The organism is Bacillus sp. NMTD17 (assembly GCF_002998735.1).
In the GTDB taxonomy this organism is placed as follows: domain Bacteria; phylum Bacillota; class Bacilli; order Bacillales; family Bacillaceae; genus Bacillus.
In genome coordinates this window covers 37,788-53,458 of sequence record NZ_PVRH01000002.1, presented here as the reverse complement: position 1 = coordinate 53,458, position 15,671 = coordinate 37,788, and the positions used below count along the sequence as shown (strand labels likewise).

The 15,671-nt window shown below is 42.1% G+C and carries 14 protein-coding genes; 12 read left to right on the top strand and 2 right to left on the bottom strand.

All coding sequences use genetic code 11. The annotated features are described in order from the left end of the window. Nucleotides 1–10: 10 nt before the first annotated feature. Entirely contained in the window at nucleotides 11–859 is an 849-nt protein-coding gene (ku, locus tag C6347_RS05395; RefSeq protein WP_003211891.1) for a non-homologous end joining protein Ku, read from the top strand. Nucleotides 860–1,005: 146 nt separating this feature from the next. On the opposite strand, the gene C6347_RS05390 is transcribed toward ku, so the two are convergent. Further along, nucleotides 1,006–1,449, bottom strand: coding sequence for a DUF2188 domain-containing protein (locus C6347_RS05390; RefSeq protein WP_060596411.1), 444 nt, complete (start codon nucleotides 1,447–1,449; stop codon nucleotides 1,006–1,008). 160 nt (nucleotides 1,450–1,609) lie between these two features. Here C6347_RS05390 and C6347_RS05385 point away from each other — a divergent pair, with 160 nt between their 5' ends. From C6347_RS05385 to C6347_RS05355, 7 genes are all read left to right on the top strand, one after another. After that, nucleotides 1,610–2,083 (top strand): VOC family protein, encoded by a 474-nt coding sequence (locus C6347_RS05385; protein WP_060596412.1) that lies wholly within the window; start codon nucleotides 1,610–1,612, stop codon nucleotides 2,081–2,083. Between the two features lie 48 nt (nucleotides 2,084–2,131). Further along, nucleotides 2,132–2,545 carry an Rrf2 family transcriptional regulator gene (locus tag C6347_RS05380; RefSeq protein WP_060596413.1) on the top strand — a complete coding sequence of 138 codons (414 nt, stop codon included), beginning with the start codon at nucleotides 2,132–2,134 and terminating at the stop codon, nucleotides 2,543–2,545. A 131-nt stretch (nucleotides 2,546–2,676) separates the two neighbouring features. Further along, complete coding sequence (locus tag C6347_RS05375) at nucleotides 2,677–3,528, top strand: SDR family oxidoreductase (protein WP_060596414.1); 852 nt, start codon at nucleotides 2,677–2,679, stop codon at nucleotides 3,526–3,528. A gap of 190 nt (nucleotides 3,529–3,718) precedes the next feature. Next, a complete protein-coding gene (locus C6347_RS05370) occupies nucleotides 3,719–4,435 on the top strand; it encodes a (Fe-S)-binding protein (protein ID WP_060596688.1) in 717 nt (238 codons plus the stop codon). A 21-nt stretch (nucleotides 4,436–4,456) separates the two neighbouring features. Beyond that, a complete protein-coding gene (locus C6347_RS05365; RefSeq protein WP_060596415.1) occupies nucleotides 4,457–5,878 on the top strand; it encodes a LutB/LldF family L-lactate oxidation iron-sulfur protein in 1,422 nt (473 codons plus the stop codon). Beyond that, nucleotides 5,878–6,600 carry a LutC/YkgG family protein gene (locus C6347_RS05360; RefSeq protein ID WP_106071499.1) on the top strand — a complete coding sequence of 241 codons (723 nt, stop codon included), beginning with the start codon at nucleotides 5,878–5,880 and terminating at the stop codon, nucleotides 6,598–6,600. Before C6347_RS05365 ends, C6347_RS05360 begins: the two co-directional genes overlap by 1 nt. Before the next feature lie 144 nt (nucleotides 6,601–6,744). Further along, a complete protein-coding gene (locus C6347_RS05355) occupies nucleotides 6,745–7,653 on the top strand; it encodes a DMT family transporter (protein WP_066030861.1) in 909 nt (302 codons plus the stop codon). A 12-nt stretch (nucleotides 7,654–7,665) separates the two neighbouring features. On the opposite strand, the gene C6347_RS05350 is transcribed toward C6347_RS05355, so the two are convergent. Then, nucleotides 7,666–7,857 (bottom strand): hypothetical protein, encoded by a 192-nt coding sequence (locus C6347_RS05350; protein ID WP_060596417.1) that lies wholly within the window; start codon nucleotides 7,855–7,857, stop codon nucleotides 7,666–7,668. Nucleotides 7,858–7,967: 110 nt separating this feature from the next. On the opposite strand from C6347_RS05350, the gene C6347_RS05345 reads away from it, so the two are divergent. From C6347_RS05345 to C6347_RS05325, 4 genes are all read left to right on the top strand, one after another. Next, nucleotides 7,968–10,184, top strand: coding sequence for an RNA ligase (locus C6347_RS05345; RefSeq protein WP_106071498.1), 2,217 nt, complete (start codon nucleotides 7,968–7,970; stop codon nucleotides 10,182–10,184). Between the two features lie 456 nt (nucleotides 10,185–10,640). After that, on the top strand, nucleotides 10,641–11,186 hold the full coding sequence (locus C6347_RS05335) for a TetR/AcrR family transcriptional regulator (protein WP_253294504.1): 546 nt from the start codon (nucleotides 10,641–10,643) through the stop codon (nucleotides 11,184–11,186). A gap of 21 nt (nucleotides 11,187–11,207) precedes the next feature. After that, complete coding sequence (locus C6347_RS05330; protein ID WP_106071497.1) at nucleotides 11,208–14,351, top strand: bifunctional cytochrome P450/NADPH--P450 reductase; 3,144 nt, start codon at nucleotides 11,208–11,210, stop codon at nucleotides 14,349–14,351. Between the two features lie 188 nt (nucleotides 14,352–14,539). Next, on the top strand, nucleotides 14,540–15,448 hold the full coding sequence (locus tag C6347_RS05325; protein WP_066030857.1) for a trypsin-like serine peptidase: 909 nt from the start codon (nucleotides 14,540–14,542) through the stop codon (nucleotides 15,446–15,448). The last annotated feature ends 223 nt before the right edge of the window (nucleotides 15,449–15,671 follow it).

Here is a 15,671-nt window from a genome sequence, read left to right as displayed (position 1 = left end):
AGGCGACGCGATGCATACAGTTTGGAAAGGCGGCATTAGCTTTGGACTAGTCAATATTCCAGTTAAGCTGTTTACTGCTACAGAGAACAAAGATATTAAATTAAGACAGCTGCATAAAGAGTGTCACACGCCCATTAACTATAAAAAGGTTTGTGCCAACTGCGGGGAAGAGGTGGCACCAGAACAAATCGTCAAAGCGTACGAGTATGCGAAAAATAAATTCATTGAATTAGACGAGGAAGAGCTTGAAAAACTGCGAAAAGAAAATGAAGAAAAAGCGGTTGAAATCATTGATTTTGTGAAAATAGAAGAGATTGATCCAATCTATTATGAAAGAAGTTACTTCTTATCACCAGATACTGGCGGTGCGAAGGCTTATTCATTATTAAGAAAAGCTTTAGAGGAATCGGGAAAAATTGGTGTGGCGAAGATTATGATCCGCTCAAAGGAGCAATTAGCGATCGTTAGGTGCTATGAACATATTTTGCTGATGGAAACCATTCATTTCCCTGACGAAATTAGACAAGTATCTGATGTACCGAATATCCCCCAAGAGGAGAACATTGTGAAAAAGGAGTTAGATACAGCGCTCCTTTTAATCGAGCAATTAACCACAACTTTCGATCCAGCGGCATATCAGGATGAATACAGAGAACAGCTGATGAACTTAATTGGCGATAAAATATCTGGAGAACATACGGTTCAGCCAGAAACGACAGGCAAAAAAGATCCTGCATCCAATGTGACTGATTTAATGGCAGCTCTACAGGCTTCAATCGACCGATCAAAACCAGCCAAAGCGAAAAAAGCGGCTCCTAAAAAAAGAAAAGCACCAGCGAAAAAAGAAAAGAATGCATAAGAAAAGACCGCTTTCGAGCGGTCTTCACTTTCTTCTTTTCAGCGTGATAGAAAACCTTTGAAGTCTAGGAAGGACGAGCACCGGAGCGCAGACCTGACAACGAATGCGAGGGTTTGCCTACACGCTGAGACCGCTTACGGGCGGTCTTATTGCGGTTTTAACACGTCCTGAATTTCCCCGTCTTTTCTGTGAATAACAACAGAAGTCCCTTTATTAGATGCAATCTCCTTTGCCCGGTCAATTGCTTCTTGTTTCGTTTCTTTGACCTCACTTGCTCGTTTCGCTTTCTCTGTCTGAACCGCCCAGCCTTCTTCATGTTTGACGACATGCTGCGCATGATCCATGAGCTCTGGTCTTGCGGAGCTGCTGTTTTTAGAAGGCGTGACTGAACCATGAGCTGAGAAATTCTCTATCTCATTCTTCGTTGCATTCTTTTTCCACTCTTTCGCTTGACTGATCGCAATTGGGATGGCTCTATTTTCGTCATAGCCTTCCTGTATCATTTTGTTGGCAATCTCAAGCGCTTTTTTTCGAATGACGTTATCTAACGATTGAAATGAAGCCGGATAATCATTCATCGTCCAAGGCATATGAAACGCTCCTTTCTTTTATTTGAACACCTTCCCCCATCTGCAATGGATCAAACATATCATTCTTCTCAAACCAATGAAGGGGATAAAATACATCGTTTTGCTGAGGCGGAATCTCATCAAATCCAGCAGAATAGAAGGGAGAAAAGGAGTGGTTTTGATGATGATAAAAGGTTTGTATGAAGCCCATTTACCTGTGAGTGATTTGAAGGCATCTATTGCGTTTTATGAAAAATTGGAATTGACACTTGCTCACGAAAATGAACGAGTTGCTTTTTTATGGATTGAGAAAGGAAAGAGCTGGCTTGGCTTGTGGAAAGTAGATATGAACGCCTATCCATACCATCCATCAACTCGGCACGTTGCCTTTCAAATTACAACGTCCAGTATCGAACAGATCAAGGCTTGGCTGGTTGAAAAAGGCATCAGTATTCACCCAATGTTTGGCTTTTCAGAAGAGGAACAGCCTTTAGTTCTGGATAATCCGCCGCAATTTCATGCAGCGATCTATTTTCTTGACCCAGATGAGAATTTGCTTGAATGCATTGCCCCGCTTGAACTTGATACAGCAGAAGACTACGATATCATGACATATGAGGACTGGGATCGAAAGAAAAATCCGTTTATTGATTGACAAAATCACTCATTGTAACTATATTGATTACAACGGTGGTGAAAGATTGTGAAACAAATTAGCAGCAGGTATCCAATTGCTGTTCATATTTTGTCATTTATTGCAGGTGTTCCAAAAGAGTGTACAGGGGATTTTATTGCGGAAAGTGTGAATTCAAATCCAGCCATTGTTCGAAAAATGATGGCAATGCTCAAACGGGCGGGACTTATTGAGATACGCCGCGGAGTAGGCGGTGCTTACTTAAAAAGGCCGCCAGAGGAAATCACGCTATTAGATGTGTACCGTGCTGTCGATGTAAGCGAGGATGAAGAATTATTTAACTTCCATCAGCCAGTCATCGCATGTCCGATTGGTCAAGCAATGGATACAAGACTGAGGAGTGAACTAAAAGAAGCTCAGGCAGCGCTTGAAAATCACCTCAAACAAGTGACCATCCAGCAATTGTTGACAGAGTCAGAATAAAAGAAGCTCAGGCTGAACTTGAGCTTTTTTTACACCAGTTGTTGTAATCGAGATGGTTATAACGAATAAACGGATACGTAAAGCTGTACCAAAACATCACCGTCGAATCACAAAATGAGGAGGTCAAACAAATGAAGTTATTAGTAACAGGCGCAACAGGACAGCTTGGATCGCTCGTCGTCCAGCATTTGCTTACAAAGGTACCGGCTGAACAAATTGCGGTCAGTGTTCGGGACCCGCAAAAAGCAGCACATTTGAAGGAAGCTGGGGTGGATGTACGCCATGGAGACTTTACTCAGCCAGACACCCTTAAGGCAGCCTTTCAAGGCATTGACCGTCTTTTGATGATTTCAACTGCAGAAGGAGACCGCGTGCAGCAGCATACGGCTGCCATCCAAGCGGCGAAAGCAGCTGGTGTATCCTTTATTGCTTATACAAGCGTTGTGAGTGCAAGAGAGAGTCAGCTTGTCCTTGCACATGACCATGCAAAAACAGAAGAAGCGATTGTGGCCTCTGGCATTCCTCATGTGTTTTTAAGAAACAATTGGTATGTAGAAAACGAAAAAGATACGATTCTAGCAGCCGTTAGCGGCGCACCATTTTTAAGTCCAATTGGTGATGGCAAGGTTGGCTGGGCAACAAGAAATGACTACGCAGAAGCGGCCGCAAATGCGTTAACACTTCCTGTACATGACCAGGAGATATATGAGCTGTCAGGACCTCTTCGGACGCATACTGAACTTGCACACATTGTCAGTGAGGTAAGCGGAAAAGAGATCAAAGTCGAGCAAATTGATGTCGACACATTTGGAGAATTTTTAGCTTCAAATGGTGTACCAAAAGAAGCTGTGCCATTTGTCAAAGCCATTCAAAGCGGCATTCGCGATGGTGCCTTAGCTGTTGAAAGCCGTGATTTCGAAACATTATTAGGCCGGCCCTTAACACCTATCGAAGAAAGAATTCGTGAATTGATTTCAAAATAAATCTTCTCAAGCGCCCTATCAAAAGGGCGTTTTTTTCATTCAAGCTACACATGCCATATGTCCAAATTTAGACAAATCACTTCGTTGAAATTTCAGAAATTTGGGATTAAAATGAAAATAAGGCCTGTTATTTCGTCATCAGATGACCAAAATGATGAATCAAATTGCAGCAAAGAAGGGAAGTTCGCCGATGAAAGTCCATTTATTCGTTACCTGTTTAATTGACACCATGCAGCCAAATGTAGGAAAGGCGACAGTGAAAGTACTAGAAAGGCTCGGTGTAGAAGTGGAATTTCCAGAGGCACAAGTGTGCTGCGGACAGCCAGCCTTTAACAGCGGCTATACAAAAGAAACCATCAAAGCAGCAAAAAACATGATCAAAGCCTTTGAATCAGCTGAATATGTCGTGACGCCGTCAGGTTCTTGTAAGGCGATGTTTTTAGAATATCCTCATCTTTTAAAAGAAGACCCAGTGTGGTCAGCAAAAGCTGAGGCACTTGCTGAGAAAACATTTGAATTAACCGAGTTTATTGTTGATATATTACACGTCACAGATGTAGGGGCGAGCCTGAAAGGAAACGCAGCCTATCACACATCCTGTCATATGACGAGACTGCTGCGAATTAAGGAAGCACCTTTCACACTGTTGTCAAATGTCAAAGATTTGACGATGACACCATTGCCGCGCGCAGAAAATTGCTGTGGATTTGGAGGAACCTTTTCAGTAAAAATGACATCTATTTCTGAGCAAATGGTCGATGAGAAAGTCCAAAGCATAGAGGAGACAGGCGCTGAATACATTATTGGTGCTGACTGCGGCTGTCTGCTGAATATTGGCGGGAGGCTGAATCGTCTTGATAAGCCCATTCAAGTGATGCATATCGCAGAAGTATTAAATAGCCGCTGACTTTAAGAGGGGGAACGGCACATGAGTATGAAAATTGGAGAGAAGGGCTTTAAAGAACGAATCGGGGAAGGGTTAGAAGATACTGTCATGAGAGGTGCTGTATCCTCAGCGCAGGAACGCCTGTATGAAAGGCGGCTATCTGCGAGCGAAGAGCTTGGCAACTGGGAAAAGTGGCGAGAACTTGGCGAGGAAATCCGGCAGCATACGCTGACGCATCTTGATGACTACTTATACCAATTAAGTGAAAGCGTTAGTGCACGTGGAGGACATGTCTTTTTTGCAAAAACAAAGGAAGAGGCATCGGCGTATATACAAAATGTGGCACAGAAAAAAGCGGCCAAAAAGATCGTTAAATCAAAATCAATGGTCACAGAAGAAATTGAAATGAATCAAGCGCTTGAAGAGATCGGCTGTGAGGTGGTGGAAAGCGATCTTGGCGAGTATATTCTGCAAGTAGATGATCATGAACCTCCTTCACATATTGTGGCACCTGCTCTTCATATGACGAAAGAACAAATACGAGAAGTCTTTCACGAAAAGCTCGGATATGAGATGTCAGAGACACCTGAAGATATGACGAGTTTTGTGAGAGCCATATTACGTGAAAAGTTCCTCGAAGCTGACATTGGTGTCACTGGCTGTAATTTTGCTGTCGCCAATACAGGTTCCATTTGCCTTGTGACAAATGAAGGGAATGCGGATCTTGTCACGGCTATCCCGAAGACACATATCGCCGTTATGGGCATGGAACGGATTGTTCCAACGATGGAGGAACTGGATGTCCTTGTTGGTCTTTTGTGCAGAAGTGCAGTTGGTCAGAAATTAACAAGTTATATTTCTGTCGTCGGGCCAAAAGGAGGAGAAGAAGTGGATGGACCAGAAGAATTTCACTTGGTCATTGTAGACAATGGGCGGTCCAATATATTAGGTACTGCCTTTCAGCCTGTTCTCCAATGTATCCGGTGCGCAGCCTGTATTAATGTGTGCCCAGTTTACCGGCATGTGGGCGGACATTCATACGGATCGATTTATCCGGGGCCAATTGGCGCTGTTCTTTCGCCGCTTCTTGGCGGCTATGATGACTACCAAGAGCTCCCCTTTGCATCAAGCCTTTGCGCAGCCTGCACAGATGCTTGTCCAGTAAAGATCCCGCTTCACGAGTTATTAATAAAACATCGACAAGTCATCGTTGAAAAAGAGGGGAGAGCGTCTAAAGCTGAAATGATGGCGATGAAAATGTTCGGAATGGGCGCATCGACTCCCGGAATGTATCAATTCGGAACAAAAGCAGCCCCTGTATTGATGAATCGTATGGCTTCAAACGGACAGATTTCAAAAGGAATAGGTCCTTTAAAGAATTGGACAGATATTCGTGACCTGCCAGCTCCAAGTAAAGAAAGATTCAGGGATTGGTTTAAAAAGAGACAGAAGGAGGAGCAGTGATGAAGGGAACCATTTCTCACCGAGAGTCGTTTTTAGCTCATATCCGTAAGCAATTAGGTAAAGATTCCTCCCCGTCTGCATCTATTCAGCGTCCAGCTTGGAAGCATCAAGTCCAGTGGGAAACAAACGGACTTTTGTCTAAAGAAGAACTAGTCGAGCAACTGAAGAAGCAATGTCAACGAATTCACACAAGAGTGGTCGAAACAACACCACAGGAAGCGCCCTCTGTATTAAGATTATTGATGACAGAGTATGGAGAGGGTTCTGTGATGACATCGGGCGATCATCGTTTTGAACAATATGGATTTCATCCGATGTTTGACAGCTTGCAGCACGAAGGATTCGCAGTCACCAGATGGAATGCTGAGGCATCAAGGGAAGAAAATATCAGGCTGGCAGAACAAGCGACATATTCGGTTGTATTCAGTGATTACACCCTTGCAGAATCAGGTACAGTCGTCCTTTCATCCCATCAAGGCCAAGGCAGAGCGCTGCATTTTTTACCGATGATGTATATCGTGTGTATCGAAAAAAGCACAGTGGTTCCGCGGATGATTCAGGCTGTTTCGGCTCTTAATCGCTCGGTAGAAGAGGGGGAGCAGGCGAAAGGTGCTATTCATTTCATATCAGGTCCGAGTAACTCTGCGGATATTGAGATGAATTTAGTGGTAGGTGTTCATGGTCCAGTTCGGGCCGTTTATCTATTGATAGATGATGAGTAGGGCTTTCGAGATGAAAGCCTTTTTTTCATGCAAAAAAGCTCACACAAGTTTTAAAATCATCTTGCCTCTAGCGGATTGGACATAGTAAGATGACGACATACAAGATGAACTTCTCATCTACTGCTGATGTAAAGGAAGCTGCTTATGGAAATGAAGTCAACTGCTCAAAAGAAATCAATTGCACTACCGCTTGTGATTTCAATTATTGCCATTTCGTTTTCTGCTATCATTGTGAAATGGTCAAATGCACCTGCTGCTATTTTAAGCATGTATCGAATGATCTTTGCCGCGGCTTTTATGCTGCCGTTTATCCTGCCACGTAAAAAAGAATTTCTTTCAATAAAGCGCAGAGACTGGTTTTTCCTATGTATGTCAGGCTTCTTTTTAGGACTCCATTTTGTGTTGTGGTTTGGCTCACTGAAGCTGACGACTGTGGCAAGCTCTACTATTATTATCGCCCTTCAGCCGATGGTCTCCTTATTAGGCGGCTTTCTCATTTTCCGTGAACGAACCACGCTGCCCGCACTCTTGACGATGTGTGCAGCGATTGCTGGTGCACTCATGATTGGATGGGGAGACATAGGTCATAGCCAGGAAGCCATCCTAGGAGACATTTTATCCTTTTTAAGTGTGATCGCGGTTGTTTGTTATTTATTAATAGGTCAACAGGCTGTAAGGAAAATATCTCATTGGATTTATAGTTTTTGTGTGTTTGGTTTTGCTGGTCTTTTTTTAATTCTATTCAACCTAATGCAGCAAACTCCTTTTACAGGCTATCCGGGTAAAGAGTGGGGGATTTTTTTATTGCTTGCCATCATTCCCACCATGTCTCATGTCATTAATAATTGGCTTTTAACTTATGTCAATGCCACAACGATTTCAATGAGTATACTTGGCGAACCTGTTGGGGCCACGATTCTTGCTGTATGGCTACTTGGAGAGAAAGTCACGCTGTTTCAAATGCTTGGAGGTCTTCTTGTCCTTTTAGGCGTCTTTTTCTTTTTGATGCAGCAGCGTCAAGGAATTGTGATGAAACCAAAAAAATCCGGTTAAATCCCGGATTTTTTACTCTTTTAAATCATTTTTTTCAATCACTTTGTTCAATCTTTCCTCAACCTTCTTCAATTCCATTCGTCTTCTTCTGATCATTCGAAAAGAGGTGACAATCATAGTCACGATAACAGCAATGAATAGAAGAGAGAACACTTGAAATAAAAAATCTCCAAGATTGAATGCCATATTCTCTCCATTAGACATACGTAAAACCTCCCTTTCTATCTATATATTACCATAATCAATAAAAGATTGAGATTTATCCATAATTTATCTATAATAGGTAAAATATCACTCATTAAAGGAGAACCAATATGAGAACTTTAGTCCTTTTACGAGGTCTCCCAGGCGTAGGTAAATCAACATGGATCAAAGAGCAAGGCTTAGAGCCATATACTTTATCAGCTGATCAGATCCGTCTTTTGACCCAGCCGCCGCAGTTATCTGTCAATGGGAAACCGGAAATTACGAGCAAGCATGATCATAAAGTGTGGTCTTTATTATTTGATTTACTCACAGCCCGAATGGAACGTGGAGATTTTACTGTGATTGATGCGACACATGTCACAAGCAAGTCGATTTCTCAATATAAGTCGTTAGCTACTACGTATCGTTACAGGGTGTATGTCGTCGATTTCACGCAGGTGCCGCTTGAAACAGCCCTTCTGCAAAATCGCTCACGGGAACCTCACAAAGTTGTGCGGGAGTCTGTTTTATATCAAATGAACGAGCGGTTAAAAACAGAAAAGGTCCCATCATGGGTGACTGTTTTGCAGCCTGAGGAATATCCGCAAGTGATGACCTATCAGCCTCGATCCTTCGATCAATATGAGGCCATTCATGTCTTTGGAGATATTCACGGCTGTCATACCGCTCTGACCACCTATTTACAAGGAGATATTAAAGAAAACGAACTTTATATCTTTGCAGGTGATTTGCTTGATAGAGGAATAGAAAACAAGGAAGTATTAGAATGGATGCTCGCACATAGAGAATGCCGGAATGTCATCGTGATTGAGGGCAATCATGATCAGCATTTATACCGGTTTGCACATGGTGAAAAAGTAAGAAGCAATATGTTTAACCGGCATACTGCACCTGAAATCGAAGCAGCAGACTTTGATTTAAAAGAAGTACGGAAGTTTGTCAGAACATTTCATCAGCTTACTTATTTTACGTACCATGGCAAGACATTTCTTGTTACCCACGGGGGACTTGCTCATATGCCAGAAGAGCTTCTGCATGTCTCAACACAGCAGCTCATTCATGGTGTAGGTGAATATTCAGATGACATTGACCACTTGTTTGTTCAAAACACCGCTGGATTAGATGTCATTCAAATTCACGGGCATCGCAATTTATACAGGCTGCCTATTCAAGCATCGGAAAGGTCTTATAATCTAGAAGGCCAGGTTGAATTCGGGGGGCAGCTGAGGGTCTTGAAAATCACAGCAGACGGGATTGAGACTCATGAAATTGACAACCCAGTCTATAGAGCTTCTGAGAAAAAAACATCGGGTGCTCTTCAACCAGATATCTCACTGGATGACTTTTTAGCTCACTTAGATCAGCATGAATATGTACAGGAATTAAAGCTTCCTCACCATATTTCATCTTTTAATTTTACGAAAAAAGCTTTTAGTGAACGGCAGTGGGATGATGTGAATGTGAAGGCAAGAGGTTTGTTTGTCAATATGGTGTCAAAGCAGATTGTTTCAAGAAGCTACAACAAATTTTTTAATATTGACGAGCGTCCGGAGACAAAAATGCATCATCTAGTGAACCATCTTCAATTCCCTGTTACCGTCTATGATAAAGCAAATGGATATTTAGGAACGGTTGGGTATAACGAAATGGAAAATGAATTGGTGTTTACGTCCAAATCGTATACATCACATGTGAAGCAAAATCCGCATGCTTCCTGGGTCGAAGAGCTATTTTATGCAACCTTTGACGATGTGCAGGTCGACTACATCAAATCATACGTACGTGACAACAATGTATCTCTTGTGTTTGAAGTCATTTTACCAGAGAAAGACCCACATATTATCACATATGATCAAGATCAACTCATTTTGCTTGATATTGTGAAGCGTCAGCTAAGCTATGAAAAAGCACCATTCACTGAAGTGAAAAGGTTAAGCGAACAGCTTGGAATGTCCTGCAAGCAGGAAGTGGCTGTGTTCCATGATTGGACGTCTTTTTATAAATGGTATCAGGCAGTCTCTCATGACGACTCGATTAAAGAAGAGGGATTTGTCATAGAGGATCATCGCGGATTCATGACCAAGCTCAAGCTCCCTTATTATCAATTCTGGAAGCAGATGCGTGCTATTAAGCAGCGTGTCGCCGAGAAACGTTCCACACAAAAATATATGCAGGCTTTGCAAACAGCGGAGCAAGCTAGATTTTATACGTGGCTTCTTGAGCAAGATGCCAATGATGTCAGGAATAGCTCAATTATTGAGCTGCGAACACAATTTGAGCAAAGCGATGCTGCCCAATTGAATAATGAAGAAATAAATGCATAGTCTAAACATGAGTCTTTTCTAAGGAAAAGGCTTTTTTTGATGCAATTGAAAGGTAGACCCATATATGCCTGATCATATTGAAGTGATTCTTCGAACGATGTTTGCTTTTGCGATTTTATTTGGTGGAGCACGTCTTCTTGGAAAGCAAACATATTGATACATATGACGGCCATATTCAGTCTCCGATTGATTAAGAATGAACGTGTAGTGCAGAGGTCACCCGCATGACACATATCTGCCAATATTTCTAAGTCCTTTGGATGCTGTCTGACTAGGCATCATTTCTCAATTATTATTATTTTCAGAAAATGTGATGACGGAGAAAAATAAGTGTGTTTAAGTATATATAGAAGAAATTAAAATATTAATATAATATACCGCATGCGGAATGAACATTCATTCCTGAAATGAGGAGGGGATGAAGTGCCAGCAGTGACTGATAAACAAGAACAGATTATGAAGGCTTCACTAGATTTATTTATTGAACGGGGCTTTGATGGGACCACGATGCCGATGATATCAAAAAGAGCAAACGTCGGAGCAGGAACCATTTACCGTTATTTCGACAGTAAAGAGGCCCTCGTTAATATTTTGTACCAGCGCAGCCTTTCTGCATTTATCGAAAAAATGAACACAAACAGTCCAGATCCAAAGGCAAGTATTCGGGCGTACTTTAAGCATGTATTTTATTGCTTGGTTTTATTTACAAAGGAGAATCCAAGCGGGCTATATTTCTTAGAAATTGATAAACGATCCCATTACTTAGACGAGACGAGCAAAGAGAAAATGCAGCTTTTGTTACATGAGCTATTCCTTATCTTTGAAGAAGGGAAAAAGGATGGGATTCATCCAAATCTCTCAGGTAGAACCATTTTATCGATTGTATTTGGTGCCTTTGTACAGCTGCATAAACAAATTCTTGCAGAAGAAATAGAGCCAACGATTGAATTTCTAGAGGACATTGAGCAATGTTTATGGCGCGCCATTAGCGTTGTTTCTTAATGATATAAAGGGAGTGGGCACATGCAACAAACATCAATCATTCCAAAACCAAAAACATACGGACCTTTTAAAAATATTCCCCATATCAAAAAGGGGGAGCTTTCTCAAACCTTTTGGCGTCTTGCAGATGAATTAGGACCGATCTTTCAGTTTGAATTTTCAAAAGCAACAAGTATTTTTGTTTCCAGCCATGAACTTGTCCAAGAAATATGTGATGAGAGCCGTTTTGATAAATACATTGGGAGCAGTCTCAATAAAGTAAGAGCATTTGCAGGAGATGGGTTATTTACGAGCTGGACAGAAGAACCGAACTGGAGAAAGGCTCACCACATCTTGATGCCTGCGTTTAGCCAGCAGGCCATGAAGGGCTATCATGAGATGATGCTCGATATTGCCACACAGCTTGTACAAAAATGGCAAAGAACAGGCCGTGATGAAGAAATTGAAGTAGCAGAGGATATGACAAAGCTTACTTTAGATACGATCGGACTTTGCGGTTTTGATTTTCGATTTAACAGCTTTTATAAAGAAAATCAGCATCCATTCATCGAAAGTATGCTGAATGGTTTAAACGAAGCGATGGATCAGGCGAGCCGGTTGCCGGTTGCAGATAAGCTAATGATCAAAAGAAGAAAAAAATTTGACCAAAATGTCGATTTTATGAAGCAATTAGTAGATGACATTATTCAAGAACGAAAAAAACAAGATAAAACGGGCGATGATTTACTGTCCCTCATGCTGCATGCAAAGGACCCTGAAACAGGAGAGCGCCTGTCAGATGAAAATATCCGCTATCAAATCATTACCTTCTTAATAGCTGGGCACGAAACAACAAGCGGGCTGCTATCCTTTGCGATTTATTTCTTATTAAAGAATCCAGAAAAATTAAAGAAAGCCGTCCAAGAAGCAGATGATGTGCTGCAAGGCGGACTGCCAACATTTAAGCAGGTACAAAATCTAAATTACACTCGTATGGTTTTAAATGAATCACTTCGCCTCTGGCCAACAGCGCCTACGTTCTCTCTTTATGCGAAAGAGGACACCGTCATCGGAGGGAAATATTCGATTGAAAAGAATCAAAGTGTCTCCGTGCTTCTCCCTAAGTTACATCGTGATCAAGCGGTATGGGGAGAGGATGCGGAAGAATTTAAACCAGAGCGGTTTCTGCACCCTGAAAAGATCCCGCAGCATGCCTACAAGCCTTTTGGGAATGGGCAGCGTGCATGTATCGGCATGCAATTCGCCCTTCATGAAGCCACAATGGTGCTAGCGATGGTCCTGCACAATCTGGAATTGATTGATCACACATCATATGAACTTGATTTAAAAGAATCTCTGACGATTAAGCCAAACGATTTTAAAATCAAAGTGCGGCCACGGAAGCAGAAACTCTTTATGGCACCACCGAAAGAAGAGGCGAAAAAAAGCACAAAATCTGATGAGTCAAAAGTGGCCAGTCACGGTACACCACTGCTTGTTCTATATGGATCAAATCTTGGCACAGCGCAGCAAATCGCAAACGAATTTGCTGAAGACGGGAAAGCAAAAGGGTTTGACGTGACCACTGCTCCGCTTGATGACTATACACGCCAATTACCAGATAAAGGTGCAGTCTTAATCGTGACCGCTTCATACAATGGACATCCGCCTGACCATGCGAAAAAATTTGTGGATTGGGTCACGCAGGATGAAGAGCAGGATTTATCAAACGTGACATTTGCTGTTTTTGGATGCGGAGATCGAAATTGGGCGAGTACGTACCAGCGTATTCCGCGTCTCATTGATGAAGCACTTGAAAGAAAAAGTGCAAAGCGTGTAGCTGATTTAGGAGAAGGCGATGCAGGCGGAGATATGGATGAGGATAAAGAAACATTCCAGAAAACGGTCTTCAAGCAGCTTGCAAAAGAATTTAAGCTCACCTTCCAAGAGAAAGGTAAGGAAAATCCAAAATTATCAGTTGTTAATACAAATGAGCTAGTAGAACGTCCTGTGGCGAAAACGTATGGTGCTTTTTCAGCTGTTGTACTGAAAAATGAGGAATTACAATCTGAAAAAAGTGAGCGGCAAACAAGACATATTGAACTGCAATTGCCTGAAGGGAAACAATACAAAGAAGGGGATCATATCGGAATTGTTCCGAAAAATAGTGATGCACTCGTGCAGCGGGTGATCAATCGCTTCAATCTTGATCCTAAGCAGCACATCAAGCTTTCTTCTCAGAAAGAAGCAAGTCATTTACCTTTAGATCAGCCGATTCAAATGAGAGAATTACTTGCGTCACATGTTGAGCTTCAAGAGCCTGCAACACGTACGCAGCTAAGAGAGCTCGCAGCATATACAGTTTGTCCGCCTCACCGCGTGGAGCTTGAGCAAATGGCTGGTGAAGCATATCAAGAAGCCGTTTTAAAGAAACGAGTAACCATGCTGGACTTATTAGATCAATATGAAGCGTGTGAGCTGCCGTTTGTGCACTTTTTAGCACTTTTACCAGGTTTGAAGCCGCGCTATTACTCAATTTCTAGCTCACCAAAGGTCGAAGAAAAAAGAGTCAGTATCACAGTGGCGGTTGTGAAAGGTAAAGCGTGGAGCGGCCGCGGAGAATATGCCGGAGTCGCATCAAACTATTTATGCGGTCTGCAGGCAGGAGAAGAAGTCGCCTGCTTCCTCCACGAAGCGCAGGCAGGATTCCAGCTGCCACCTTCATCTGAAGTACCGATGATCATGATCGGACCGGGTACAGGAATCGCTCCATTTAGAGGGTTTGTTCAGGCAAGAGAAGTGTGGCAGAAGGAAGGAAAACCACTAGGCGAAGCTCACCTATATTTTGGCTGCCGTCACCCTCTTGAAGATGATCTGTATTTTGAGGAAATGCAGCTTGCAGCGCAAAAAGGAGTTGTTCACATCCACCGGGCTTATTCTCGTCACAAAGAGCAAAAAGTATATGTCCAGCATTTGTTGAAAGAAGACGGCGACATGCTGATCAAGTTACTTGACCAAGGTGGGTATCTTTACGTGTGCGGGGACGGAAAAGTTATGGCACCAGACGTAGAGGCTACGCTTATCGACCTCTATCAAAACGAGAAACATTGCTCGAAGGAAACAGCTGAGAATTGGCTGACAACCCTTGCAAATGACAATAGATATGTAAAAGATGTGTGGAGCTGAAAAATTAGGAAGACCGCCAATTAGGCGGTTTTTTCTATTTCAGAGAGATCAATAGAATGAAGGTTGGAAAGATACAAAACACCTAATTTAAAAATGAAATATTTTGTAAAAAATAAGAATATTCTCTCATTTACTCCAATATGAAACAATCGTATGATTTTTGATATAGGACATAAAGGAGGAATATGATGAAAAAGGTGAAAATGTTACTCCCTTCTCTACTCGTTTTTGGTGCTTTAAGTGTGCCTAGTTTTGCCCATGCCACATCGGATTCAGTACTAACGTCTGATTATGACATGGTGACTTCTGATGGAAAGGTGATCTCTTCAAGTGATTTCCACAATGATACGAAATCCCCCTCATCCTTTGACAAAGTGGATGATCTTTCTTCTACTGTTGGCGAAAAAGTAAAACCACTATCAAAATATTTAAAAGACTTTCAAACAAAAGTCGTCATTGGAGACGATGGTAGAACAAAAGTAACAAACACAAGAGTGGCACCATATAATTCAATTGCTTATATTACATTTGGCGGCTCAAGCTGCACGGGGACACTCATTGCCCCTAACAAAATTTTGACAAACGGGCACTGCGTGTACAATACAGCATCGAGAAGTTATAGTGCAAAAGGATCGGTGTATCCAGGCATGAACGATAGTACTGCGGTGAATGGCTCAGCAAACATGACGGAGTTCTATGTACCAAGCGGATATATCAATACAGGCGCGAGCCAATATGATTTTGCCGTGATCAAAACAGATACGAACATTGGCAATACGGTCGGTTACCGCTCTATCCGTCAGGTGACAAACTTAACTGGGACAACGATTAAAATTTCTGGATACCCAGGTGATAAAATGAGATCGACTGGCAAGGTGTCGCAGTGGGAGATGTCAGGTTCTGTGACAAGAGAAGATACAAATCTCGCATACTATACGATTGATACATTTAGCGGAAATTCAGGCTCAGCGATGCTAGATCAAAATCAGCAAATCGTTGGGGTTCACAACGCAGGGTATTCAAACGGAACGATTAATGGCGGTCCAAAAGCGACAGCTGCCTTTGTTGAATTTATCAACTATGCAAAAGCGCAATAAAAGCTAGAGCACAAAGCTTGTTTCCTTCATAGGGGACAAGCTTTTTTATATGGATAGAATCACTGGTTTCTATCTGTCTACGCTTGAGAGATTCATTGAGTTCTCAGCCTCATCATTTTTTTCACATGTCATTCGTGAACCGCTCATACATTAAAATGACACATTTCCTTTAAGTCAAGATTCTGCTTGAGAAAAATGAGGAGGTCTCACACTTTTGAAAATG

What these genes read in the sequence shown, in the direction of transcription:
- C6347_RS05345 (WP_106071498.1), top strand. Translation starts at nt 7,968, where the DNA reads ATGAGAACTTTAGTCCTTTTACGAGGTCTCCCAGGCGTAGGTAAATCA.
- ku (WP_003211891.1), top strand. Translation starts at nt 11, where the DNA reads ATGCATACAGTTTGGAAAGGCGGCATTAGCTTTGGACTAGTCAATATT.
- C6347_RS05385 (WP_060596412.1), top strand. Translation starts at nt 1,610, where the DNA reads ATGATGATAAAAGGTTTGTATGAAGCCCATTTACCTGTGAGTGATTTG.
- C6347_RS05360 (WP_106071499.1), top strand. Translation starts at nt 5,878, where the DNA reads ATGAAGGGAACCATTTCTCACCGAGAGTCGTTTTTAGCTCATATCCGT.
- C6347_RS05350 (WP_060596417.1), bottom strand. Translation starts at nt 7,857, where the DNA reads ATGTCTAATGGAGAGAATATGGCATTCAATCTTGGAGATTTTTTATTT.
- C6347_RS05365 (WP_060596415.1), top strand. Translation starts at nt 4,457, where the DNA reads ATGAGTATGAAAATTGGAGAGAAGGGCTTTAAAGAACGAATCGGGGAA.
- C6347_RS05390 (WP_060596411.1), bottom strand. Translation starts at nt 1,449, where the DNA reads ATGCCTTGGACGATGAATGATTATCCGGCTTCATTTCAATCGTTAGAT.
- C6347_RS05330 (WP_106071497.1), top strand. Translation starts at nt 11,208, where the DNA reads ATGCAACAAACATCAATCATTCCAAAACCAAAAACATACGGACCTTTT.
- C6347_RS05335 (WP_253294504.1), top strand. Translation starts at nt 10,641, where the DNA reads ATGAAGGCTTCACTAGATTTATTTATTGAACGGGGCTTTGATGGGACC.
- C6347_RS05325 (WP_066030857.1), top strand. Translation starts at nt 14,540, where the DNA reads ATGAAAAAGGTGAAAATGTTACTCCCTTCTCTACTCGTTTTTGGTGCT.
- C6347_RS05375 (WP_060596414.1), top strand. Translation starts at nt 2,677, where the DNA reads ATGAAGTTATTAGTAACAGGCGCAACAGGACAGCTTGGATCGCTCGTC.
- C6347_RS05370 (WP_060596688.1), top strand. Translation starts at nt 3,719, where the DNA reads ATGAAAGTCCATTTATTCGTTACCTGTTTAATTGACACCATGCAGCCA.
- C6347_RS05355 (WP_066030861.1), top strand. Translation starts at nt 6,745, where the DNA reads ATGGAAATGAAGTCAACTGCTCAAAAGAAATCAATTGCACTACCGCTT.